This is a genomic window from Grimontia celer, assembly GCF_900055185.1.
Classification (GTDB): domain Bacteria; phylum Pseudomonadota; class Gammaproteobacteria; order Enterobacterales; family Vibrionaceae; genus Enterovibrio; species Enterovibrio celer.
Map to the genome: position 1 here is coordinate 2006099 of NZ_FIZX01000001.1, position 25678 is coordinate 2031776.

The following is a 25678-nucleotide window of genomic DNA, read 5'->3' on the forward strand; positions in this document are numbered from 1 at the left end:
GTTTTTTTAACTTCTGGTCTATTACCAGCCAGTGCGTGAACGCAGTGCTTTACCGATATCGGCAAGACTTTTCACTGTGGTTACGCCAGCTGCTTCCAGTGCTGCAAATTTGTCTTCTGCAGTACCTTTACCACCTGAGATGATCGCACCAGCGTGACCCATACGCTTACCTGGAGGAGCAGTCACACCAGCGATGTAAGAAACAACAGGCTTAGTCACATTCTCTTTGATGAATGCAGCGGCTTCTTCTTCAGCGGTACCACCGATTTCACCGATCATCACGATCGCTTCAGTCTGTGGATCTTCTTCGAACATTTTCAGAACGTCGATGAAGTTAGAGCCCGGGATTGGGTCACCACCGATACCTACACAAGTAGATTGGCCGAAACCTTCGTCAGTCGTCTGCTTAACTGCTTCATAAGTCAGCGTACCTGAACGAGATACAATACCCACTTTACCTGGCTTGTGAATGTGGCCAGGCATGATGCCAATCTTACATTCGCCCGGAGTGATAACACCTGGACAGTTTGGACCAATCATGCGAACGCCAGCTTCATCCAGCTTCACCTTCACTTCCAGCATATCCAACGTAGGGATACCTTCGGTGATGGTCACAATAAGTTCGATACCTGCATCAATCGCTTCCAGAATCGCATCTTTACAGAACGGAGCTGGTACGTAGATAACAGTCGCTGTCGCGCCAGTCGCTTCTACGGCTTCTGCCACAGTATTGAATACTGGAAGACCCAGATGAGTGGTGCCGCCTTTGCCTGGTGATACACCACCAACCATTTGCGTTCCATACTCGATCGCTTGCTCTGAGTGGAAAGTACCCTGACCACCGGTGAAACCCTGACAGATTACTTTGGTATCTTTGTTAATCAAAACAGACATTATTTGCCCTCCGCTGCAGCAACAACTTTCTCTGCTGCTTCAGTCAGTGAGGTCGCAGCAATAATGTTCAGGCCTGACTCAGCCAGTTTCTTCGCGCCAAGCTCAGCGTTGTTACCTTCAAGGCGAACAACAACCGGTACTTTAACGCCAACTTCTTCTACCGCACCGATGATGCCGTCTGCGATCAGGTCACAGCGCACGATACCGCCGAAGATGTTCACCAGAACAGCTTTTACGTTGTCGTCAGAGAGGATGATTTTGAATGCTTCAGTAACGCGCTCTTTGGTTGCGCCGCCACCAACATCCAAGAAGTTTGCAGGGCTGCCGCCATGCAGGTTTACGATGTCCATGGTACCCATTGCCAGGCCCGCACCGTTAACCATACAACCAATGCTGCCATCCAGAGCAACATAGTTCAGTTCCCACTGTGCTGCGTGTGCTTCACGTGGATCGTCCTGTGATGGATCGTGCATTTCACGGATTTTTGGCTGACGGTATACGGCATTGCTATCAACAGCCAGTTTTGCGTCCAGGCAGTGGAGATTGCCTTGATCAGTGATAACCAGCGGGTTCACTTCCACCAGCGCAACATCGCGTTCGATGAACAGTTTTGCAATGCCCATGAAGATTTTGGTGAATTGCTTGATTTGCTCGCCTTGTAGACCTAGCTTAAATGCCAGTTGACGGCCTTGGTATGGCTGAGGGCCTACCAATGGGTCTATCGCCGCTTTGTGGATAAGCTCTGGTGTCTCTTCAGCGACTTTTTCGATTTCCACACCACCTTCGGTAGATGCCATGAAAACAACGCGACGTGAACCACGGTCTACTACTGCACCCAGGTAGAGTTCTTGAGCAATGTCAGTACACTCTTCAACCAGGATTTTGCTAACTGGCTGGCCATTTGCATCTGTCTGGTAAGTCACCAGATTTTTGCCCAACCAATTCTGAGCGAATTCTTTGATTTCTTCTTTGTTGCTAACCAGTTTCACACCGCCCGCTTTGCCGCGACCACCAGCGTGTACCTGACATTTAACAACCCACTTGTTTCCGCCTAGTTTGTCAGCGGCTTCAGCAGCTTCTTGAGGAGTGTCACAGGCATACCCTTCGGATACTGGCAGCCCATATTCAGCAAACAGCTGTTTTGACTGATATTCGTGCAGATTCATGATGTTCTATCCGTGTCTATTTCCGTTTTATAGGTTTAATTTGCTTTCCACACAGGGGGCTCCAGCCCCCTGCTATCCGGTAAAAACCGGGCTGCTTATACGTCAAGCAGCAGACGCGTTGGGTCTTCTAAAAGCTCTTTTACAGTCACCAAGAAACCAACAGACTCACGTCCATCGATCAAACGGTGATCGTAAGAAAGAGCAAGGTACATCATTGGCAGAATCTCAACCTTGCCATCTACTGCCATTGGACGCTCTTGGATCTTGTGCATACCAAGGATAGCAGCTTGTGGTGGGTTGATAATCGGCGTCGACATCAGAGAACCAAATACACCACCGTTGGTGATGGTGAAGTTACCGCCGGTCAGTTCATCAACCGTTAGCTTACCGTCACGACCTTTGATAGCCAGCTCTTTGATCCCTTTCTCGATCTCGGCTAGGCCCAGGCGGTCACAGTCACGCAATACTGGTGTTACCAAACCACGAGGAGTCGAAACAGCCATGCTTACGTCAAAGAAGTTGTGATAAACAATGTCATCACCATCGATTGATGCATTCACTTCTGGGTAGCGCTTCAGCGCTTCAACAACAGCTTTCACGTAGAAAGACATGAAGCCCAGACGAATACCGTGGCGCTCTTCGAAAACGTCTTTGTATTGCTTACGAATGTCCATGATTGGCTTCATGTTCACTTCGTTAAACGTGGTCAGCATCGCTGTGCTGTTTTTCGCTTCCAGCAGACGCTCAGCAACACGCTTACGAAGACGCGTCATAGGAACACGTTTCTCGCTACGGTGGCCAAGTGCAGGCGCTTCATCTTTCGCTGCTGCCGGTGCAGCGGAAGCCGCTTTCGCACCGCCACTTTTCAGGAACGCATCTACATCTTCGCGAGTGATTCGACCGCCAACACCAGTGCCTTTAATCTGCTCAGGCGTCAGATCATTTTCAGCAAGAAGACGACGAACAGCTGGGCTCAGCGCATCGTTTGATTCTTCTGATAGCGACGCGGTGTGGCGTTTGTCTGGCGATGCTTCAGAAGACGCTGGCGCATCTTGCGTAGGTTCACCGGCAACAGCACCAGGCTTCAGCTTGGCAAGCAGTTGCTTAGACAGAACAGTCGCACCTTCTTCTTCGATGATAGCTTCTAGCACGCCATCGTCTGGAGCTGGAACTTCCAGAACCACTTTATCTGTTTCAATATCAACCAGTACTTCGTCGCGGCTTACCGCATCGCCTGGCTTCTTGTGCCATGTCGCCACTGTTGCATCAGCAACAGATTCAGGTAGGTCGGGAACCAGAATTTCGATTGTCATTTCGTTTAATTCCTTAGCTTTCTAGTTCTTAATTCAGGGTAAGAGCGTCTTCAATCAACGCCTTTTGTTGTTTTAAGTGTACCGACATGTAACCTACCGCCGGCGATGCAGAAGCCGCACGGCCTGCATAGCTCAGGGTGGCATCAGCCGGGATGGCCAAGCGGAAATTGTGCTGGCTGCTGTACCAAGCGCCTTGGTTTTGAGGCTCTTCCTGGCACCAGACAAAATCTTTGGCGTTGACATATTCGCTGATCGCAGCCTGTACGTCCTCTTTCGGGAACGGGTAGATCTGCTCAATACGAATGATGGCGACATCTTTAATTTCTTCTTTGCGACGCGCTTCCAGCAAGTCAAAGTAGACCTTACCTGAACACATCACGACACGTTTGACCGCTTTTGGATCCAGCTCGTCAATCTCGCCGATTGCTGGTTGGAAGTTGCCATCTGCCAACTCATCCAGTGTTGATGTACACAATGGATGACGGAGCAGTGATTTAGGCGACATCACAATCAGAGGGCGACGCATTGGGCGGAACACCTGGCGACGCAGCATGTGGTAAACCTGTGCTGGCGTTGAAGGAACGATAACTTGCATGTTTTGCTCAGCGCAAAGTTGCAAGTAACGCTCAAGGCGTGCGGACGAGTGCTCTGGGCCCTGACCTTCATAGCCGTGTGGCAGCAGCATGGTCAAGCCACACATACGACCCCACTTCTGCTCACCGGAGCTAATGAACTGGTCAATAACAACCTGTGCGCCGTTTGCAAAATCACCGAACTGAGCTTCCCAAACAGTCAGACCACCCGGTTCTGCAGTCGCATAACCGTATTCAAACGCCAATACCGCTTCTTCTGACAACACAGAGTCAAAGACCTGGAATGGGCCTTGTTTGTCATGGATATTTGTCAGCGGGATATAGGTACTTGCATCGTTCTGGTTGTGCAGCACAGCATGGCGGTGGAAGAAGGTACCACGACCAGAGTCTTGGCCTGTGATACGGATGCGACGACTCTCATCGACAATCGTTGCATAAGCCAGTGTTTCAGCCATGCCCCAATCCAGCGCTTTCTCACCGTTAGTCATCGCAAGGCGATCGTTGTAGAGCTTGTTAACACGGCTGTGAAGCTTGTGGCTCTCTGGATAAGTACAAATACGTTTAGCAAGCTCAACCAAGCGCTGCTTATCAAATGTGTTTGGCCATTCAACTGTCCAGTCATGACCTAAGTACGGGGACCAGTCAACGGAGTGAAGCGCCATTGGGCGATACTCTTTCACCACGATTTCGCCGTGGTCCAGAGCGTCACGGTAGCCGTTAACAAGCTCGGTCGCTTTTTCTACGTCTGCTACGCCTTTGTCAGCCAGCACATCAGCATACAGTTTGCGTGGTGTCGGATGTTTTTTGATCTTCTGATACATCAACGGCTGAGTCGCATTCGGCTCGTCCGCTTCGTTGTGACCGTGTCGACGGTAACACACAAGATCAATCACAACATCACGCTTGAATTCGTTTCGGTAATCAATCGCCAGACGCGCCACAAATGCCACCGCTTCCGGGTCATCTGCATTTACGTGGAAAATTGGCGCCTGAACCATCTTCGCGATGTCAGTACAGTACTGTGTGGAGCGGGTATCGTTCGGGTTTGAAGTGGTAAAGCCCACCTGATTGTTAACCACGATACGAATGGTTCCACCGACTTTATAACCGCGCGCCTGAGACATATTAAACGTCTCTTGCACCACACCCTGACCTGCAATAGCAGAATCACCGTGGATAGTGATCGGCAGTACCATTGAACCGTTCTTGTCACCAAGACGGTCTTGGCGGGCACGTACAGACCCCATAACTACAGGATTTACGATTTCAAGGTGTGACGGGTTAAATGCCAGCACCAAATGAACATCGCCACCCGGTGTTGCGAAATCGCTAGAGAAACCTTGGTGATACTTCACATCACCCGTACCCCATGATTCGCCATGTTTACCCGCAAACTCGTCAAACAGTTCTGAAGGTTTTTTACCCAGAACGTTAACCAGCATGTTCAAACGACCACGGTGCGCCATGCCAACAACCACTTCACGCACACCTTGTGTGCCCGAGTGGCGAATGACTTCTTTCACCATTGGGATCAGCGCATCACCGCCTTCCAACGAGAAACGCTTTGCGCCGGGGAACTTAGCACCAAGATAACGCTCGAGACCTTCCGCTGCAGTCAGTTCTTCCAGCAAGGTCACTTTCTCGTCACTGGAAAATTCTGGCTGACCAACCACAGATTCAAGGCGTTGCTGAATCCAGCGCTTCTCTTCTGTGTTGGTGATGTGCATATATTCGGCACCAATAGAACCACAATAGGTCTTGGTCAGTGCTTTATAGAGGTCGGCAAGTTTCATGCTCTCTTGCCCAATGGCAAAAGAACCTACGTTAAACGACTCTTGGAAATCGTCTTCGTTCAGACTATGAAAAGATGGGTCTAAGTCAGGCACGCGGTCGCGCTGCCAAAGACCGAGAGGGTCCAGATTTGCTTGTTGGTGTCCACGGAAACGGTAGGCGTTGATAAGTTGAAGAACTTTAACCTGTTTCGCGTCGACGTCCGGATCACTGACTGATGCACTGAAATGCGCTGTCTCGGTAGCAAGTCTGCGGAAATATTCACGAACTCTTGAGTGGGGTTGCTCGGTTGCGTTGCCATTCACGACAGGCAGCTCGTCAAAAACTGCTCGCCATTCGCTATCTACAGACTCGGGGTCACTGAGGTACAGTTCGTAGAGGTCTTCTACGTAAGTTGCATTGGCGCCAGCCAAATGAGAAGACTCAAACCAAGCCTTCATCACGCCATTTTGCATTGTTATCCCTTAACCACTTAGTTTTTATGTTGCTACGACCGGGGGTTAACCGGCGTTCCTTTTAAACTCCCCCGAAAGGGAGCTTAAATCTTGATATATGTAGGTGTACAGAGGCCGATATTACACTGCGCGTTTAAGCAGCATTGAGCGAATATGGCCGATTGCTTTCGTAGGATTTAGCCCTTTAGGACAAACATTTACACAGTTCATGATGCTATGGCAACGGAAAACGCTAAAAGCGTCGTCCAGATCTGATAAACGCTCATCTGTCGCAGTGTCGCGGCTGTCAATAAGCCAACGATATGCAGCCAGAAGTCCAGCAGGGCCTACGAACTTGTCCGGGTTCCACCAGAATGATGGGCACGATGTGGTACAACATGCACACATGATGCACTCATACAGACCATCAAGGTGAGCACGGTCGTCAGGCGATTGAAGGTTCTCACGCGATGGCGGTGTGCTGTCATTAATCAGGTAAGGCTTAACACGTTCATAGTTCTGATAGAACTGAGTCATATCGACAATCAGGTCACGAACTACAGGCAGACCAGGCAGTGGACGAATCACAATGCTTGATTTGTCGGTCAAAGCTGACAGCGGTGTGATACATGCCAAACCGTTCTTACCATTCATGTTAATACCATCAGAACCACACACACCTTCGCGGCATGAACGACGGAATGCCAGCGTTGGATCTTGCTCTTTCAACAGGATCAGCGCATCCAGAACCATCATGTCAGAACCGTCTGGCACTTCCAGGGTATACCCTTTCATGTGCGGCGCGTCATCAACATCCGGGTTGTAACGGTATACAGAAAAATTCAGTTTCATAATCTTCTACCTCCCTTAGTAAGTACGCGCTTTCGGTGGGAAAGCTTCACGATGTACTGGCGTCATGTTCACATCACGCTTTGACATCGCTTCTGTTTCCGGGTTGTAGATGGTGTGGCACAGCCAGTTTTCATCATCACGCTCTTGGAAATCAAAGCGTGCATGTGCGCCACGGCTCTCTGTACGGTAGTTCGCAGCAACCGCTGTAGAGAAGGCAGTTTCCATCAGGTTGTCCAACTCCAGACATTCGATACGCTGAGTGTTGAACTCTGAGGATGTGTCATCCAAGCGGGCTTCTTTCAGGCGCTCGCGGATAACCTTGAGTTCTTCCAGACCTTTCGCCATCGCATCGCCTTCACGGAATACCGAGAAGTTATTCTGCATGCACGATTGCAGGTCTTTACGGATTTGAACTGGGTCTTCGCCTTTCTGAGTCGTGTTCCAACGGTTTACTCGCGCCAGAGAAGCCTCAATGTCTGACTCGGACGCATCGCGTGCTTCCACTTGTGCGGCCAAAGTCTCACCCAAGTGCAGACCCGTTGCGCGACCAAATACCACAAGGTCAAGTAGCGAGTTACCACCCAGACGGTTTGCACCGTGCACAGATACACTCGCAATCTCACCACAAGCAAACAGACCTTGAACTTCAACATCGTTGCCGCTTGCGTCTTGCTTGATTGCCTGACCGGATACTTGTGTCGGTACGCCACCCATCATGTAGTGACAGGTTGGAATGACTGGAATTGGCTCTTTAATTGGGTCAACGTGTGCAAATGTACGAGACAACTCGAGAATACCAGGCAGACGCGCTTCCAGAACGTCTTTACCCAAGTGATCCAGCTTCAGTTTAATGTGAGGACCCCATGGGCCTTCACAACCGCGGCCTTCACGAATCTCTACCATCATTGAGCGTGCGACGACGTCACGGCCCGCGAGGTCTTTTGCGTTTGGAGCATAACGTTCCATGAAGCGTTCGCCGTCTTTGTTGAGCAGGTAACCGCCCTCACCACGACAACCTTCTGTTACAAGTACACCTGCACCAGCAATACCGGTTGGGTGGAACTGCCACATTTCCATGTCTTGCATTGGAACACCAGCGCGCAAAGCCATACCTACACCGTCACCGGTGTTGATGTGAGCATTTGTCGTTGACTGGTAAATACGACCTGCACCGCCAGTAGCGAGAACCGTTGCTTTCGCTTTGAAGTAGCAGATCTCTCCGGTTTCCATATCCATCGCAGTCGCACCAACAACCGCACCGTCTTGGTTTTTCACCAGGTCTAATGCATACCACTCTGAGAAAATCGTGGTCTTGTTCTTGATATTTTGTTGGTACAGCGTGTGAAGCAGTGCGTGACCAGTACGGTCAGCTGCCGCTGCGGTACGCGCAGCCTGCTCGCCGCCAAACGCTTTAGACTGCCCACCGAATGGACGCTGATAGATGCGGCCATTATCGAAACGGGAAAACGGAAGACCCATTTTTTCCAGTTCGATGATTGATTGAGGGCCAGTTTTACACATGTACTCAATCGCGTCTTGGTCACCGATGTAGTCGGAACCTTTGACCGTGTCATACATGTGCCATTCCCAATTGTCTTCATGGGAATTACCCAGCGCTACCGTGATACCGCCCTGAGCAGAAACGGTGTGGGAACGGGTCGGGAAAACTTTAGACAGCAGCGCACAAGAAAGGCCCTGCTCAGAAATTTGCAGTGCAGCGCGCATGCCTGCGCCACCCGCACCGATAACAATTGCGTCGAATTCTCTTACTGGAATACTCACTTACACACCCCACAATACAAAAAAGCCAGTCAACAGGTAGACAAACAGCAGCGCGACAACACCAAACTGCATAAACATACGCAGCACGGTCGGCTTAATGTAGTCCGTCAAAACCTGCCACATACCTATCCAAGCGTGGATAAGTACGCACACCAGCGCCAACATGGTGAAAACTTTATTGCTTGTTTGTCCCCAGAACTCGATCCAGCTCTGATATGTCAATTCGGGACCAAACGCAAAGAAACCCACCATATATAGGGTGTAAAGCGTCATGATGATGGCAGTCGCACGGAGCAAGATCCAGTCATGAACCCCGTTTCTGCCGAAAGAAGATACGTGTCCTACCATACTAAAATCCCCGCTAAAACAGACAGCACTGCAGTGATAATGAAACCGATTTTCGCGCTCTGCGAACCACCTTCCATCTCTTCAAAATGACCCATGTCCATCAACAAGTGACGGATACCGCCAACAATGTGATAGGCAAGCGCAGTCAGAATGCCCCATAGGACAAACTTGGCGAAGAAACTGTTTACGATGTCAGAGGCGGCTTCGAAACCACTAGGGGATGATAGGGAGAGGCTTAATAGCCAGAGAAGGATGGCGACCGAGATAAAGGTGATGACACCCGACACACGGTGCGTAATAGACGCGATCGCTGTGATAGGGAAGCGAATGGTCTGGAGGTCGAGGTTTACCGGTCTTGGCTTTCTTACTTTCACGATATGGCCCACTCAGCTCCATTGAGCAAATTATTGTTATTACACTCTCTGGAATCACATCTCGCTATAGCGCCAGACCTACAACATCATTTATTACGTTTTCACGTGCCACTGCTATTAACTGCAGTTCAAGCACTGAAATCCGCATTGAAAATATCGATTTGAGCCCCGAAACGCCCCGGCATTATGTAATATCCAGAGACCTGCCGCAGAGTATATGCCCCGTAACATTTAAACACAAACCAATAAAATTGACGGAAATCCCGAAACAGAGCATTAACTTAAAGCGTACAGAATTTTGATACTTGCGCACACCCGACAAAGTTCACTTCTGCAAATTGACATCCAATGAGACGATCGGTACAACAACGGGGTCCGTATCCGGGATAGGATTATAAAAAAACAAAGGAGAATGTTATGGCAGATAAGAAAGCTACCCTACAAATTGAAGGGAAAGCACCTATCGAACTGCCGATCAAAGGGGGCACAGTCGGTCCAGAAGTGATCGATGTACGTGCATTGGGTGCGAACGGCTTTTTTACGTTTGACCCAGGTTTCGTTGCAACAGCGTCGTGTGAGTCACAAATTACATATATTGATGGCACAGCAGGCGTTTTATTGCACCGTGGCTACCCAATTGATCAATTAGCCAATAACGCTGACTATTTGGAAGTTTGTTACATCCTACTATATGGTGAAGCCCCAAGCCCTAAACAATACGAAGAGTTCCGTCGTATCGTAACTCGCCACACCATGGTTCACGAGCAAATTGCGAGTTTCTTCCATGGTTTCCGTCGTGACGCCCACCCAATGGCCGTTATGGTGGGTGTGGTTGGCGCACTGGCTGCGTTCTACCACGATTCTTTAGACATCAACAATGACACGCACCGTGAAATCACTGCGTTCCGTCTTCTGTCGAAGATGCCTACGTTGGCGGCGATGTGTTACAAGTACTCGATCGGACAACCGTTCATCTATCCACGTAACGATCTGGATTACGCTGAAAACTTCCTGCATATGATGTTTGCTACACCTGCAGAAGAGTATGAAGTGAATCCTGTTGTTGCGCGCGCAATGGACAAAATCTTTACCCTTCACGCAGACCACGAGCAAAATGCTTCTACGTCTACCGTTCGTCTGGCTGGCTCTTCCGGTGCAAACCCATTTGCATGTATTGCAGCGGGTATTGCTTCACTATGGGGTCCTGCTCACGGCGGTGCTAACGAAGCGTGTCTGCGCATGCTGGAAGAAATTGGTTCTGTAGAGAACATTCCAGAGTACATTGAACGTGCTAAGGACAAAGATGACCCATTCCGCCTGATGGGCTTCGGTCACCGCGTTTACAAGAACTACGACCCACGTGCTACGGTAATGAACGAAGCATGTCACGAAGTTCTTGATGAGCTGAAAATCAATGACCCTCTGCTGGATGTTGCAATGGAGTTGGAAAGAATTGCACTTTCTGACCCTTACTTCATCGAGAAGAAACTCTACCCGAACGTAGACTTCTACTCAGGCATCATTCTGAAAGCAATCGGTATCCCAGTGTCGATGTTCACCGTGATTTTCGCGATGTCCCGTACCATCGGCTGGATCGCTCACTGGAATGAAATGCACAGTGACCCGCAAAACCGTATCGGTCGTCCACGTCAGCTTTACACTGGTTATGACAAGCGCGATTTCAAACCTCTGAAAGACCGCGAGTAATAGGCAAAAGCCAAAGAAAAAAACGCCGCTTCTAGCGGCGTTTTTTGTTTTGTGTACAACTTTATACCGGGTTGTCGATATCGATAAAGCTCACGTTAAAACCATGCTCACTCGCCAGCCATTCACCAAGAGCCTTCACGCCATAACGCTCTGTCGCATGGTGTCCCGCACTGAAGTAATGGACACCTAACTCTCTGGCTGAATACGTCGTTCGCTCTGAGATTTCGCCGGAAACAAACGCATCCATTCCCTTGCTTGCAGCAAGATCGATGAAGTCTTGGCCACCGCCTGTACACCAACCTACTTTCTTGATGGATTTGGCAATGCCACTTTCAATATGAAGTGGCTGGCGATTCAACTTCCTCGCCAACAGATCACTAAAATCTTCTGCTGACAACGTGACAGGTAGTTCACCCCAAACGGCCACTGAGTTTGGGTTGCCATCTTCAAGACCACCGAGCTGCTTGATCCCAAGAAGCTTTGCCAATTGCGCGTTGTTACCCACGTCGGGATGAACATCTAAAGGAAGGTGATAAGCATAAAGGTTGATACCGTTTTCGATCAGGGCCTTTATGCGTTTAAACTTCATACCCTTTAGTGGCTCGGCCTCGCCGCGCCAAAAGTAACCATGGTGAACCAGCAGCGCGTCTGCACGCTGCTCAATCGCGGCATCTATTAGCGCCTGTGAAGCCGTGACGCCGGTGACGATTTTCTTCACCTCAGCCTTTCCTTCTACCTGCATACCATTTGGGCAGTAATCTTTGATCGCGAAAGGCTTTAGAAAGTCGTTGAGGAGCGATTCGAGTTGGTAATTGTTCATGTTCTTCCTGAATCTCAGTGTCTGTTACACATATTCTAACCACCATGACGATGCAGGTGAACCTCGTTTGCTATATGCTCTCGGTACAGTTATCAAGGAAGGTCATTCATGTTCGCAGACAGTCTTCAAGTTCAAAGGGATATTGCTTGGATTCAGCAGTCATCAGACATCATCAATCAACACTCTTCGAGCATTGTTCCCTCTAAATTCTGGACTTCATTTTCATTCGAGCGCTACCCTGCCTATGAGGGTGGTCATCGAATTGGTTTTTACTACCAATGGCTTATTAATCAATGTCTACAGCAAAGTGAAACTTATCATTTGATAGCGGAAGAGCTTCAGGTAGAACGAGATAAACGCACACTCGGTGCCGTCGATTTTGTCGTTGAAAATCCGGAAGGGAAATTGGAACACTGGGAAGTTGCCATCAAGTTTTATCTGGCTTTCGAAGGAGAATGGCGAGGACCCAATGCGAAAGATACACTGGCGAAGAAATACCAAAAGATGACTGACCATCAATTGATGCTGTCAGATACTGAGGAATATCAGAATCAGTATTCCCAATACCCTATCGAGAAACGCAGGCTACTGGTTCAAGGCCGACTTTATATCAACCCTTTTTTAACACCAGAAACGCTTCCTTCTCCGCCAACCGTTCAAATGGAAAGTGTGAGTGGTTTTTGGTGCTGGCCTTCTCAATTGCCAAAAGACGTGAAGTTTTTTGAGTTAACCCGAGCGCAGTGGATGGAAGCTCCCCCTTTGGATGAATTGCCAAGCTATCACTTGCCCACACCACTCACTCGAGCAGTGCACCTGATTGATGAAAGCCGCAATCGTTGGTTTGTCGTTCCAGAGAGTTGGCCCTCCCTTTGAGTTGCGCCCCTAATTCAGGCATAAAAAACCACCGCTATGCGGTGGTTTTTTTAAAAGAGGGGTCGTTACAACCCTGCAGCTTTGAACACATCACTCACGATGCTCTGAGCTTCTTTCTGGATGAGCTCCAGGTGTTCTTCACCTTTAAAGCTTTCACAGTAAATCTTGTAGATATCTTCTGTGCCGGATGGGCGCGCAGCAAACCAACCAAACTCGGTGGTCACTTTCAGACCACCAATTGCCTGACCATTGCCTGGCGCGTGAGTCAGTTTCGCTGTGATGGCATCACCAGCCATGGTTTCAGCGGTGACCATTTCCGCAGAAAGTTTACTCAACACCGCTTTCTGCTCGCCATTTGCCGGTGCTTGCAGGCGAGCATAGCTAGAGGCACCAAACTTCGCAGCAAGCTCATTGTAGTACTGCTGAGGGTTTTTACCTGTAACAGCGGTGATCTCCGCTGCCAGAAGACAAAGCAGAATACCGTCTTTATCTGTTGCCCAGGCTGTACCGTCCATGCGAAGGAAAGACGCCCCTGCACTTTCTTCGCCCCCAAAGCCAATTTCGCCCGTGTAAAGGCCATCAACAAACCATTTGAAGCCTACAGGTACTTCGCACAGTGTGCGGCCGAGATTAGCGACCACTTTGTCGATAATTGCGCTTGAAACCAGTGTCTTGCCAACACCCACATCCGACCCCCACTGAGGGCGATGTTGGTAAAGGTAATCGATACACACTGCAAGGTAGTGGTTCGGATTCATCAGACCTGCTGGTGTGACAATCCCATGACGATCAAAGTCTGGGTCGTTACCAAACGCCAGATCATATTGGTCTTTGTATGCCAGAAGACCCGCCATTGCTGACGGTGATGAACAGTCCATACGAATCACACCATCTTTGTCAAGTGACATGAAACGGAACGAAGGATCCACATCATCATTGACAAGCGTGATGTCCAAGTCGAAATACGTGGCAATCGCTTTCCAATAGTCAATACCTGAGCCACCCAGGGGATCAACACCGATATGAAGACCTGCTTTTTTGATGGCTTCCATATCGACGACAGAAGCCAAGTCCTGCACATAAGGCATGACCAAGTCTGCTTCAACAAACAAATCGCTGGCAACTGCTTCTGCGAAAGTCACGCGACGAACGCCTATCAAACCTTCCGCAATCAGCGCATTGGCGCGCTGCTCAATGGCTTTAGTAAGATCACCTTCAGCAGGACCGCCGTGTGTTGGGTTGTATTTGATACCGCCATCTTGAGGTGGATTGTGCGAAGGAGTGATCACAATACCGTCCGCTTTATCGGCATTTTGCTTATTGTGATTCAGGATCGCATGGGAGATGCCAGGCGTTGGGGTATAACCACCGTCTTTCTGAACAATCACGGACACGCCGTTCGCTACAAGCACTTCGACCACTGAACAAAACGCTGGCTCAGAAAGTGCGTGTGTGTCTTTACCCACAAATAAAGGACCAGTCACACCTTTCTCAGCACGCACCTCAGCCACTGCTTGAGCAATAGCCAGAATATGGTGTTGGTTAAAAGTCACTTTGTCCGCACAACCGCGGTGACCGGAAGTACCGAACTCTACCTTATGTGCCGGATTAGCTGGGTCTGGTGTCAATTGGAAGTAGTTCGACACCAACAGAGGGATATTATGAAGATCTTGTTGCTGGGCGCGTTGCCCAGCGCGCTCATGGCTAGCCATTCACTCGCATCCTTACAATTATTCTGACGTTACCCTGTTGAGAGGCAGTAGAACCTCTGCATTAAACGCTCAACAGGTCTAGATATAGTGAGAGGCCCGTCAATGACAAGGCCTCTTCATTCGTTTGTTTAACCAAATTCAGCGGAATTAGATCTCGCCGACCACTTTCTCAGTGATGTCATTGGTAAAGCTCATTTTGGTCATCAGCTGCTCTACCATCTGGCGCTTGCGGCCAGTGTTAGTATTAGTGATCACCCAAAACGGCGTATCTGGAATGTGTTTCGGTTTGGTCGTTTTACCACTTTCCAGCAGCGTCTGCTCATTATCAGCAAAGTAAACGCGTGTGCGGCCTTTCAATGCCGTTGCTTCTGAAAACGCTTGATTATCAATGCGGTAAAGCGTCGAAAGCACCAGCATGAAGCGGCCAATTGCTTTCTCTTGCGCCGCGAATTCATCTGAGATCAACAGGGAGCGCATTTCTTTTACACGATCAACGGTATCGCTTTTGCCCGCGTCTTTACTGACTACTATGCCCTTTTTCTCTGGGCTCGGCGTCAACGTCGCAACGGGTTGCTGCTCTACCTGTGGCGCCATCAGCAGTCTTCGCAGAATGTCCGATGCACTTTCACCAATGTGCTGGGTCTGGCTGGCAATGTATCGGTATAGCTCTTCATCAACCTCAATTGTCTTCATCGTTTGATCATCGTGTCCTGTTTACAATTCAACGTTGTGATTATACAGAGTTAGGGGTACCCGAGCCACATCAAGATGCTGGTTTCAGTGAGAATAACGCTCTTCGTGATCGAGGTAAGGTTTTGAGTCATCCACAGGATCGTTATACTACGTCCATAAAACAATTTATCGGGAAACACGCAGTGCAATTGAACTTCAAGATCCAAGGTGAAGGAAAGCCACTCCTGTTGATCCACGGCTTATTTGGCAGTCTGGACAACCTAGGCGGATTAGCAAAAGTATTGGCTGAACATTATCAGGTCTATCAAATTGATTTACCAAATCATGGCCAGTCTCCGCGCGCTGAAAGCGTTGACTATGTATCCCAAGCCACCGCGGTGAAGGAATTTCTTGATCAGCAGAATCTGAAGCAAGTCACTGTTGTCGGTCACTCTATGGGTGGGAAAGTCGCCATGATGCTGGCGCAGCTCCACCCTGCTTACCTCGAAGATCTGGTGGTTATGGACATTGCCCCTGTTAACTACCAAGTACGCCGACATGATGCGGTATTGGCAGGTTTGAATGCTTCAATGGCGCAGCCCATCTTGAGTAGAAAAGATGCAGAAGCAAAACTTGCAGAACACATTGTAGAACCGGGCGTACGCCAGTTTCTTTTGAAATCTTTAGCCAAACAAGAAGATGGCACCTTTGACTGGCGTTTCAATGTACCAACACTTGAAATGCACTATGAAGACATTACCGGCTGGCCTGAACAAGGAATATTCGAAGGAGAAACGCTGTTTCTAAAAGGTGCTAACTCAGATTACATTTCTGGTGAACACCGTGCCGATATTGAGCGTCAGTTCCCACACGCAAAAGCACATGTGATTGCGAACACGGGCCATTGGTTACACGCGGAAAAACCGGATACCGTGGCACGTGTGATCACTCGCTTTTTAACAAACTCAGAGCGTTAACAGAGCGCTCTCACTTATGCTATAGTGCGCGGCGAAAATGGGTTCCGAACGGAGGCAGGAATGCTATACGAGCACTTCGAATTGCTCGAGAAGATAGGTCTTGATCTGCTATTTGCAGCCATCTTCTTTTTTATTGGTATGGCGATCAAGGATGTGCTCAAAGAGGGAAAAGTCCCACCATTTGGCCGAAAAATTGTGTGGCTGGTGCTTTTCCTTGGGTGCGCAGGTTTTATTACCAAGGGCGTGATCCAGCTTTTCTGGGAAGGCGTAGGCATTTAAGCCAAAGGCCACGGCACCTTAAAAGATTCCAACGGTAAGAAGGTTTAGCCTTCTTCTACACTTTAGATTCTGGGCTGTGTATATTACGGCTCGATTAACAATAAATAGGTATTCTCTATTATGGCGAGCGTAGGTCTCTTCTTTGGTAGCGATACAGGTAACACTGAAGCTATCGCCAAGATGATTCAAAAACAACTGGGCAAGCACATGGTCCACGTTCAGGACATTGCAAAGAGCAGCAAAGAAGATATCAATAACTTCGATTTGCTTCTTCTTGGCATTCCAACCTGGTACTACGGCGAAGCACAATGCGACTGGGATGACTTTTTCCCGGAGCTTGAGCAAGTAGACTTCTCAACCAAGTTGGTTGCTATCTTCGGCTGCGGCGATCAGGAAGACTACGCTGAATACTTCTGTGACGCGATGGGTACTATCCGTGACATCGTAGAAACCAAAGGTGGCACCATTATCGGTCACTGGCCGACGGAAGGTTATGAGTTCGAAGCGTCAAAAGCGCTCGTTGATGACAACAACTTTGTCGGCCTGTGTGTTGATGAAGATCGACAGCCGGAACTGACTTCTGCCCGCGTAGAAAAATGGGTTAACCAAGTCTACGAGGAAATGTGCCTGGCTGAGCTGGAAGGCTAATCAAGCACCATAAAAAAACGCGCCATGAGCGCGTTTTTTTGTGTCTGTTGAAACCGTTTATGCTGGATTTTCCTTGCGATACTTCGGCTTTTTGCGCACGTATAGTACACGTCTAACCCGACTGACAACCTCCCCATTGGCATCCTGCACATTCACGATGAATTCCGGAAACACTTTATCTCCGTTCGCCGTCGCTTGCTGAATAGACGCAATGGTTTCCTCGGAAATAACAAACTCAGCGAACAGGTCGGTCGTGCCCGGTTTGATGAAGTTAATATCCGCTTCTTTGTCCCATACGAAATATTTTTCACCGAGAATGCCCATCAACATCAGGGCATAAGTGGGATCTGTCATGGAAAAAATACTGCCACCAAACTGGGTTCTGTTGGCGTTTTTGTTCCACCAGCGGAGCTTTAAACGAATCTTTACCTGACGGAAATCTTCGCTGATATTCAAGATCTTAATACCCGCCCCCCAGAACGGGGGCCAACAGTTCAAGGCAAATTTCACAATGCCGGGTTTGTAGTATTTGTACACAGGAATTCCTTTTCTGGTCATACCAGTAAATACTGCCAGTTTTACAATGCGACAACAAGCCGCAAAACCAACCAATTAGGTCAGATATTTGCCCCTTTATACTGGCGGCGTCTTATCACATTTGTTACGCTAACTATCAATTTTCCCGTTCTCTCACACAGGGAAAAAGCAATTACGTAGGAAAGAACCGGATGTCAGATAATAACAAGGCACTAAAAGACGCAGGACTGAAAGTAACGCTGCCTCGCTTAAAGATCTTAGAAGTTCTGCAAGAGCCGGACTGTCAGCACATCAGCGCTGAAGATCTCTACAAAAAGCTTATCGATATTGGCGAAGAAATCGGACTGGCGACTGTATATCGTGTACTTAACCAGTTTGACGATGCCGGTATTGTTACCCGTCACCACTTTGAAGGCGGTAAGTCTGTTTTCGAATTGGCGACACAACACCATCATGACCATTTGGTTTGTCTGGATTGTGGCCGTGTTATCGAGTTCACTGACGATGTGATCGAACAACGCCAGAAAGATATCGCAAACCAATTCAATATCAGACTAACGAACCATAGTCTGTATCTCTACGGCCACTGCACTAAAAGTGGCTGCAAAGACGACCCAAGTATTCACGACGCTTAACCCCGTCGTTCAAAGGGCACAAAAAAACCGGAGCTAAGCTCCGGTTTTTTGTATTCACGGCAATCTAATCGCCAATTTTCGCCCAGGTATCACGCAGGCCAACCGTACGGTTAAACACCAATGCACCTTCTTTACTGTCCTTGCGATCAGCACAGAAGTAACCCATACGCTCAAACTGATAGCCCTGCTCTGCTTCTGCTGCTTTCAGGCTTGGCTCAACGTAACCACGAACTACTTTCAGGGATTCTGGGTTAATGGTTGATGCAAAGTCATCAGCCGCACCTGGGTTTGGTAACGTGAACAGACGATCATACAAACGGAACTCTGCCTCAACACCAGCATCCGCAGATACCCAGTGAATAACACCCTTCACTTTGCGGCCATCTGCTGGGTCTTTACCCAAAGTTTCTGGGTCATAAGAACAGTAAACCGTCGTGATGTTGCCATCCGCATCTTTGTCACAACGCTCAGCCTTCACCACGTAGGCGTTACGCAGACGCACTTCCTTACCCAAAACTAGACGCTTGTACTTCTTGTTCGCTTCTTCGCGGAAGTCTTCAGCCTCAATCCAGATTTCTCGGCTAAACGCAATTTCACGTTCGCCCATTTCTGGCTTGTTCGGATGGTTAGGTGCCTTCAGCGTTTCGATGTCGCCTTCCGCATAGTTTTCGATAACCAGTTTGATTGGGTCGAGAACCGCCATTGCACGCGGCGCGTTTTCGTTAAGATCATCGCGCACACAAGATTCCAACGAGCCCATTTCGATGGTGTTGTCTTGCTTGGTTACACCTATGCGCTTACAGAACTCACGAATTGATGCTGGCGTATAACCACGACGACGCAGACCAGAAATGGTCGGCATACGCGGATCATCCCAACCGTTTACCAGGTTTTCGCTCACCAGTTGGCTTAGCTTACGCTTCGACATCACGGTGTATTCCAGGTTCAGACGGCTGAACTCATACTGGCGTGGCTGACATTCAATGGTGATGTTTTCCAGAACCCAGTCATACAAACGGCGGTTGTCCTGAAATTCCAGCGTACACAGTGAGTGTGTAATACCTTCAATCGCGTCCGAAATACAGTGTGTAAAATCGTACATTGGGTAAATGCACCACTTATCACCAGTTTGGTGATGATGAGCAAAACGCACGCGGTACAGAACAGGATCACGCATCACCATAAACGGCGAAGCCATGTCAATTTTCGCACGCAGACACGCTTTACCTTCAGCAAACTCGCCGTTTTTCATTTTGTCGAACAACGCCAAGTTTTCTTCTACAGTGCGATCGCGGTATGGGCTGTGTTTACCCGCTTCCTTCAGCGTGCCGCGATATTCACGGATCTCATCAGGGCTCAGTTCTTCAACATAAGCCAAACCTTTTTCGATCAGCTCTACCGCATATCCGTGAAGACGATCGAAGTAGTCAGACGAATAACAAACTTCACCGTCCCATTGGAAGCCCAGCCAGTTCACATCGTTTTTGATAGATTCAACAAATTCGATGTCTTCTTTCACTGGGTTGGTGTCGTCAAAACGCAGGTTGCACTGCCCCTGGTAATCTTGTGCGATACCAAAGTTCAGACAGATCGACTTCGCGTGACCGATATGCAGATAGCCATTCGGCTCTGGCGGGAAACGCGTGTGAACGGTGTTGTGTACACCACCTGCCAAATCTTTATCGATGATTTGACGGATAAAGTTAGTTGGACGAGCCTCAGACTCACTCATCAAAAATACCTCGTTGGAAGATCCAGATCTTATACCCAGGCGAACTTGAGATGCTGTCGTTCAGCGCCTTGGTTGGATAGATTTTAAATAACGCCCAATAATCCCCGATCGTGGCTATTTACTCAACCACTACTGAACGCTCTCAAGCCATTTGAACAAAAAAAAGCCCGCGATTTGCGGGCTTTGATGCTTCAAGGGGGAAATTACAGAGAAACCGCACGACCTTCGCGTTGTTTATCTGCACTCAATGCACGCACTTCTACGTTAGCATTGTTGTCAAGAGCTACCGGAGCGACGTAGTCCATCCAAGATTGACCACCATCTACAGAGTATTGCATTGGCAGACCCGGCATGCTGATGTTCATGTGCAGTTTGCCGTCTTGCATGATGGCGCCTGGAACAGGAATGCGGTAGTTGATACCTGATGCATCCAGTTTCGCCATTTCGCGCTGACCCATCACATTGGCAAAGCGCGTCCAGTCTTGCAGTTGCGCATCTTTATTAACGTGAGAAGTCTCTTGGTTGAATTGCTTACCTACTTGGTAATCCAATTCCCAGTCTGCTTTGTGCCATGCACGCTCCGCGGCGGCAATCACACGAGGGAATACCATGTATTCGTATTGCTCATCAGTACGAACGGTTTCACTCCAAAGTTGTGCTGACAGACCGTGGAAGCCTTCGTTGTGTTCAACGGTACCTTTACCATTGAATCCGTTACCATCGCGGTCCACTGACGTTTCTGCGTTCTGAGGCAGGTTCTCTGGCGCGAACCCAAACATCTTGCGAGTGTCAGTTGCACGGGTTGCCCAGTAATAGCCACGCTCTTTCGGGTCTACTTCGTATGGCATATCCATGTACACGTAGTCCGGGTTAGAGACGATCAGGTCGTAACCTTTCGCAGCCCAGTCGTATGCAGATGCATCACCGCCCCAGTACAGCACATCCCAGAAGTTCACGCGGGTGTTTTCGGTTTTGAACGCTGAAGCATCTTTTGAATACTTCAGGCCGTCTTGCCATGCCTGGAAGTTCTCAATGCCTTGCTCAGCAACTGCACCACTTACTTTCTCCGCAAAGAAGCTTGGTAGGTGACCAAAATCAGATACCACACCTTCTTCGATCAGCTTCTGACACATTGGAGACTTAGCGAATGGCTTGTCTTGCTGGCTCAGATCAATATTGCCTTTCCAAGCCACCTGGTCAGTTGCGTTGGTATCTTGGAAGCCTGCATTCAGTTTGATGTTCTTCGCTTCATCACCACCGAAATGCCAGGTGTTAAGCGGCATACCAGCAGCGTCGTGCATCGCTTTTACTTCAGTGATCACTTTGTTCACGAAGTTCATGGATGAGTCCATACAAGGGTTGATGAAGCTGCGCTTATCGTAGAACTGAACCGTGGTTACGTTAGACGTATCTTGCGGATCCATCAGGCGGAATTCTTCTGCTTTCGCCAGATCGCCCTGCTCTGCATATTTCTTATAGCGCGCTTCCATAGAAACTACCGCTGCACGAGAGTGCGCAGGCATGTCGATTTCTGGGATCACTTCAATACCGCGTGCTTTCGCATGACGCAGGATTTCCATGTAATCCGCTTTCGAGAAGTAGCCAGAACCGAAGTTATCAGTGCTTGGGCCTGAGCCCAGCTGAGGCAGAAGACATGAGGTTTCACTCAAGTCATGACAGCGGTTTGAACCCACATCAGTCAACTCAGGCAGGCCAGGAATTTCCAAACGCCAGCCTTCATCATCGGTCAGGTGAAGGTGAAGCTTGTTGAGCTTGTAAGCGGCCATTTGCTCGATGGTACGCAGCATCGCTTCCTTCGAGTGGAAGTTACGAGCAACATCTACCATCACACCGCGGTATTCAAAGCGAGGGGCGTCTTCAATCGCTACCCAAGGCAGCATCTCGTCGTCACCGTTGTCCATCAGTGCCAACATAGATTGCAGACCGTAGAATGCACCCACACTGTCGAAGCCTATTACTTCAACGCCACCAGCATTCACTGCCAGTTTGTAAGCGCCTGATACCGCCTCTTTGCCTTCGAACGCTTTCGCATCAACATTGATATTCAGCGCGATGTCGCCCTCAACATTCACACCCAGAAGCTCAGCGCGTTTTTCGAATGCTGCCAGTTGGTCAGCGTCCAAAGCGTTGTTGGTGACTTCGAAACCTGAAGCAATGTGCAGCGCGCCACGCATTTGCTTTGTCTTCAGCGGAGTTGGAATAATAGAGGCTTCAATTGCACCTTTTGCCAGTGCGGCGACATCGCTGTTTTTCGCATAACGGGAAGCAGCAGTCGCTAGAATGTTGTTATCTTCCGGCGTGCGCTTCCAGTTCTTACCTTCGATCTCTGTCACGTAAGCGTCTACGTTTTCTGTATTCAGCGAAGCAATCGCTTTAGGAATAGCATTACCTGCTGTCACATATGCACGAGGCATAAAATCAGTTTCAAACAGCGTCCAGTATTCCTGAATAAGTGGGATCTCAATCGTTTCGCCAGCAGCAAAACCATCGAAAGACGCTGTTGGAGTCATCACATAAAGGTCACCGGTGATGTGTTCAATCGCGAAGTCTTTGTTTTCAACATCCAGAATGACACGAATGCTGTGCAGATAAATTTTCCAGTCGTTACCGGAAACCGCTTCACCGTCATTAACTACAGTCATCAGGATCTTGTTACAAGACGCCCACTCAGCGCCCATATCCTGACACGTCATGCCTTCCTGTGCACCGTGGTTTGTCTCCACGTCGTAACTGATGTTCAGCTGAGAAGCCAGTGCATCAACCTTTCCTTGTTGCGCTGCGTCTGACTGCAGAGAACTGCAACCAGCCAGACCTGTAGCAATCGCAACAGACAAAAAACCCATCTTAAATGTTTTGTTCATTGTTCATTTTCCCTACGAATAGCCTCAAAAAAGGCCCAAAAAAAGCCGACCCCGTTAGAGGCCGGCTATATCGACTGATTAGTCAGTATTTTTTATTAAGGCAGTTTTACGTCAGACAGGTCTTCAGTAGTGCCGACTTTTTTCATTTCGCCAGCTACGATTTCTGCCAGTGGGCCCAGGATAACCTGAAGGTTGTTGGTGCCCAGTTTAACAACACCCATCGCACCCAGTGCTTTCAGTGTTTTCTCGTCGATTTGGCTGCCGTCTTTAACAGTCAGGCGCAGACGAGTGATACATGCATCGATGTTAGTCAGGTTGTCGTGACCACCCAGAGCTTTCAGGTACTGACGAGCCAGGATACCGGTCTCTTGAGAACCTTGAACGTCTGAAGAAGCTTCGTCATCTTCTTCACGACCTGGAGTTGCCAGGTTGAACTTCAGGATAGCTGCACGGAACACGGTGTAGTAGATAACCGAGAACACCAGACCTTGAGCAATCAGCATGTACCAGTTAACCGCCAGTGGGTTACGGGTAGACAGAACCATATCCACCAGACCAGCTGAGAAGCCGAAGCCTGCAATCCACTGCATAGATGCTGCGATGTATACAGAGATACCAGTCAGCAGTGCGTGCAGTACGTACAGACCAGGTGCCAGGAACATGAATGAGAATTCCAGAGGCTCAGTTACACCGGTGAAGAAAGATGCGAAAGCAGCAGCCAGCATGATAGACGCAACTTTCTCTTTGTTTTCTGGCTTAGCACAGTGGTAGATAGCCAGTGCTGCACCTGGCAGACCGAACATCATGATTGGGAAGAAGCCCGCCTGGTACATACCAGTCACACCTACAACGCCAGTACCTTCAGCGATAGATTTTGCGCCACCCAGGAAGTTAGGGATGTCGTTAATGCCCGCAACGTCGAACCAGAATACTGAGTTCAGAGCGTGGTGAAGACCAACAGGGATCAGAAGACGGTTGAAGAACGCGTATACACCCGCACCCAGCTCGCCCATACCTTGGATGCCTTCACCAAAGCTTACCAGACCACCGTACACGGTTGGCCATACGTACATCAGGATGAACGCAATGAAGATACCAGCAAAAGAGGTCAGGATAGGTACAAGACGCTTACCAGAGAAGAACGCCAGTGCTTTGTGCAGTTCAACGTGTGAGAAACGGTTGTACAGTTCAGCAGATACGATACCAACCAAGATACCTACGAACTGGTTGTTGATCTTACCGAATGCTGCAGGTACCGCGCTTGGGTCGATGCCCTGAATTTGCGCAACCGCACCTGGAGACAGCAGCGTGGTAACAACTAGGAAACCAACGAAGCCTGACAGTGCAGCTGCACCATCTTTATCTTTAGACATACCGTACGCAACACCAACCGCGAACAGTACAGACATGTTATCGATGATTGCGGCACCAGCTTTGATCAAGAATGCTGCCAGTGCGCTGTTCGCACCCCAGCCATTCGGGTCAATCCAGTAACCAACACCCATCAGAATTGCTGCAGCAGGAAGCGTGGCGACTGGCACCATCAGCGCTTTACCTACTTTTTGGAAATAACCGAGAATATTCACCTTTGTTCCCCCTATAGTGGTTCTTTCTCAGATGTGTAATGACAACATGGGACTTTTTTTACTATCCAATGTGAGTCAGGAGGAGTTTATTCCATTAATTTCGCCCCGCAAATTAAAACGGATGCAATTGTGATTATGGTCACTCAAAACACTACGAGATCGGGTTTTTTGCTAGCACGCTCATAAAACTTATTTTATGATGAAAACTAAGATACAAATCCACTATCATGTATAGTCAGAATTTGAATTAACTGAGAGGTGTCCCGTGAGACTTATCCCGCTACAAACAGCACATGAAGTAGGCCTTTGGTCAGCACGTCATATCGTTGATACGATTAACAAATTTGCCCCAACCGAAGATCGTCCGTTTGTTCTTGGTCTGCCAACTGGTGGCACCCCTCTGAACACTTACAAGCAACTGATTAATCTTCATAAGCAGGGCGAAGTAAGCTTCAAACACGTTGTGACTTTCAACATGGACGAGTACTGTGGCATCCCAGCTGACCACCCAGAGTCATACCGTTCGTTCATGTACAACAACTTCTTTAATCATATTGATATTCAAGAAGAAAACATCAATCTTCTGAACGGTAACGCCGAAGATCATTTCGCTGAATGTCAGCGTTACGAAGACAAGATCAAATCTTACGGCAAAATTAACCTGTTCATGGGTGGCGTAGGTAACGACGGTCATATCGCATTTAATGAACCAGCGTCTTCTTTGTCTTCACGTACTCGTATCAAGACGCTGACTGAAGACACGCGCATTGCAAACTCACGCTTCTTCGATAACGATATCAACCAGGTGCCTAAGCACGCGTTGACTATCGGTGTTGGTACTCTGCTGGACGCTGAAGAAGTAATGATCCTGATCACCGGTCACAATAAGGCACTGGCGCTGCAAGCAGCTGTTGAAGGTTCAGTTAACCACCTATGGACTGTGTCTGCACTGCAACTGCACCCTAAAGCTCTGATGGTGTGTGATGATCCATCAACTGCTGAGCTAAAAGTGAAGACGGTTAAGTACTTCCAAGAGCTGGAAGCAGAAAACATCAAGAACCTGTAAGGGAA

The 25678-nt window shown here is 48.8% G+C and carries 22 protein-coding genes; 7 read left to right on the forward strand and 15 right to left on the reverse strand.

Going from position 1 to position 25678, the window contains the following annotated elements:
• Positions 1–21: 21 nt before the first annotated feature.
• The 8 genes from sucD to sdhC form a co-directional block, all read right to left on the reverse strand.
• The gene (gene sucD, locus GCE9029_RS08800; RefSeq protein ID WP_002539560.1) at positions 22–894 is read right to left on the reverse strand and encodes a succinate--CoA ligase subunit alpha; all 873 of its coding nucleotides are present in this window, start codon (positions 892–894) and stop codon (positions 22–24) included.
• Positions 894–2060, reverse strand: a complete 1167-nt coding sequence (gene sucC, locus GCE9029_RS08805) for an ADP-forming succinate--CoA ligase subunit beta (protein WP_062662709.1) — start codon at positions 2058–2060, stop codon at positions 894–896. The genes sucD and sucC overlap by 1 nt, the downstream gene beginning before the upstream one ends.
• Before the next feature lie 95 nt (positions 2061–2155).
• The gene (gene odhB, locus GCE9029_RS08810; protein WP_062662712.1) at positions 2156–3373 is read right to left on the reverse strand and encodes a 2-oxoglutarate dehydrogenase complex dihydrolipoyllysine-residue succinyltransferase; all 1218 of its coding nucleotides are present in this window, start codon (positions 3371–3373) and stop codon (positions 2156–2158) included.
• A 28-nt stretch (positions 3374–3401) separates the two neighbouring features.
• Positions 3402–6212 (reverse strand): 2-oxoglutarate dehydrogenase E1 component, encoded by a 2811-nt coding sequence (gene sucA / locus GCE9029_RS08815; protein WP_062662714.1) that lies wholly within the window; start codon positions 6210–6212, stop codon positions 3402–3404.
• A 120-nt stretch (positions 6213–6332) separates the two neighbouring features.
• Positions 6333–7043 carry a succinate dehydrogenase iron-sulfur subunit gene (locus tag GCE9029_RS08820; RefSeq protein WP_062662716.1) on the reverse strand — a complete coding sequence of 237 codons (711 nt, stop codon included), beginning with the start codon at positions 7041–7043 and terminating at the stop codon, positions 6333–6335.
• Positions 7044–7058: 15 nt separating this feature from the next.
• A complete protein-coding gene (sdhA, locus tag GCE9029_RS08825; protein WP_062662719.1) occupies positions 7059–8825 on the reverse strand; it encodes a succinate dehydrogenase flavoprotein subunit in 1767 nt (588 codons plus the stop codon).
• Positions 8826–9173, reverse strand: coding sequence for a succinate dehydrogenase, hydrophobic membrane anchor protein (sdhD, locus tag GCE9029_RS08830; protein WP_002539568.1), 348 nt, complete (start codon positions 9171–9173; stop codon positions 8826–8828).
• A complete protein-coding gene (gene sdhC / locus GCE9029_RS08835) occupies positions 9167–9559 on the reverse strand; it encodes a succinate dehydrogenase cytochrome b556 subunit (protein WP_046305722.1) in 393 nt (130 codons plus the stop codon). The genes sdhD and sdhC overlap by 7 nt, the downstream gene beginning before the upstream one ends.
• 405 nt (positions 9560–9964) lie before the next feature.
• Between sdhC and GCE9029_RS08840 the strand changes: the two genes are divergently transcribed.
• Complete coding sequence (locus tag GCE9029_RS08840; RefSeq protein WP_062662721.1) at positions 9965–11254, forward strand: citrate synthase; 1290 nt, start codon at positions 9965–9967, stop codon at positions 11252–11254.
• 61 nt (positions 11255–11315) lie between these two features.
• Here the strand turns inward: GCE9029_RS08840 and GCE9029_RS08845 are convergent, their stop codons facing one another.
• Positions 11316–12074, reverse strand: a complete 759-nt coding sequence (locus GCE9029_RS08845) for a Nif3-like dinuclear metal center hexameric protein (RefSeq protein WP_062662723.1) — start codon at positions 12072–12074, stop codon at positions 11316–11318.
• 108 nt (positions 12075–12182) lie between these two features.
• Between GCE9029_RS08845 and GCE9029_RS08850 the strand changes: the two genes are divergently transcribed.
• Positions 12183–12947 (forward strand): DUF1853 family protein, encoded by a 765-nt coding sequence (locus GCE9029_RS08850; protein WP_062662725.1) that lies wholly within the window; start codon positions 12183–12185, stop codon positions 12945–12947.
• Positions 12948–13012: 65 nt separating this feature from the next.
• Here the strand turns inward: GCE9029_RS08850 and pgm are convergent, their stop codons facing one another.
• Positions 13013–14659 carry a phosphoglucomutase (alpha-D-glucose-1,6-bisphosphate-dependent) gene (pgm, locus tag GCE9029_RS08855; RefSeq protein WP_062662727.1) on the reverse strand — a complete coding sequence of 549 codons (1647 nt, stop codon included), beginning with the start codon at positions 14657–14659 and terminating at the stop codon, positions 13013–13015.
• A gap of 147 nt (positions 14660–14806) precedes the next feature.
• The gene (gene seqA / locus GCE9029_RS08860; protein ID WP_062662729.1) at positions 14807–15352 is read right to left on the reverse strand and encodes a replication initiation negative regulator SeqA; all 546 of its coding nucleotides are present in this window, start codon (positions 15350–15352) and stop codon (positions 14807–14809) included.
• A gap of 182 nt (positions 15353–15534) precedes the next feature.
• Here seqA and GCE9029_RS08865 point away from each other — a divergent pair, with 182 nt between their 5' ends.
• From GCE9029_RS08865 to fldA, 3 genes are all read left to right on the forward strand, one after another.
• A complete protein-coding gene (locus GCE9029_RS08865) occupies positions 15535–16308 on the forward strand; it encodes an alpha/beta fold hydrolase (RefSeq protein ID WP_062662731.1) in 774 nt (257 codons plus the stop codon).
• A gap of 60 nt (positions 16309–16368) precedes the next feature.
• Entirely contained in the window at positions 16369–16587 is a 219-nt protein-coding gene (locus GCE9029_RS08870) for a DUF2788 domain-containing protein (protein ID WP_062662733.1), read from the forward strand.
• A 120-nt stretch (positions 16588–16707) separates the two neighbouring features.
• Positions 16708–17235: a flavodoxin FldA gene (fldA, locus tag GCE9029_RS08875; RefSeq protein ID WP_062662735.1), complete on the forward strand. Its 528-nt coding sequence runs from the start codon at positions 16708–16710 to the stop codon at positions 17233–17235.
• A gap of 57 nt (positions 17236–17292) precedes the next feature.
• On the opposite strand, the gene GCE9029_RS08880 is transcribed toward fldA, so the two are convergent.
• A complete protein-coding gene (locus tag GCE9029_RS08880; protein ID WP_062662737.1) occupies positions 17293–17772 on the reverse strand; it encodes a DUF4442 domain-containing protein in 480 nt (159 codons plus the stop codon).
• 191 nt (positions 17773–17963) lie between these two features.
• Between GCE9029_RS08880 and fur the strand changes: the two genes are divergently transcribed.
• On the forward strand, positions 17964–18407 hold the full coding sequence (fur, locus tag GCE9029_RS08885; protein WP_062662739.1) for a ferric iron uptake transcriptional regulator: 444 nt from the start codon (positions 17964–17966) through the stop codon (positions 18405–18407).
• A gap of 64 nt (positions 18408–18471) precedes the next feature.
• On the opposite strand, the gene glnS is transcribed toward fur, so the two are convergent.
• From glnS to nagE, 3 genes are all read right to left on the reverse strand, one after another.
• Positions 18472–20139, reverse strand: a complete 1668-nt coding sequence (gene glnS / locus GCE9029_RS08890; protein WP_062662741.1) for a glutamine--tRNA ligase — start codon at positions 20137–20139, stop codon at positions 18472–18474.
• A gap of 203 nt (positions 20140–20342) precedes the next feature.
• A complete protein-coding gene (locus GCE9029_RS08895; RefSeq protein ID WP_062662743.1) occupies positions 20343–23021 on the reverse strand; it encodes a beta-N-acetylhexosaminidase in 2679 nt (892 codons plus the stop codon).
• 95 nt (positions 23022–23116) lie between these two features.
• The gene (nagE, locus tag GCE9029_RS08900; RefSeq protein WP_062662745.1) at positions 23117–24607 is read right to left on the reverse strand and encodes an N-acetylglucosamine-specific PTS transporter subunit IIBC; all 1491 of its coding nucleotides are present in this window, start codon (positions 24605–24607) and stop codon (positions 23117–23119) included.
• Between the two features lie 265 nt (positions 24608–24872).
• On the opposite strand from nagE, the gene nagB reads away from it, so the two are divergent.
• Entirely contained in the window at positions 24873–25673 is an 801-nt protein-coding gene (nagB, locus tag GCE9029_RS08905) for a glucosamine-6-phosphate deaminase (protein WP_062662747.1), read from the forward strand.
• Positions 25674–25678: the final 5 nt, after the last annotated feature.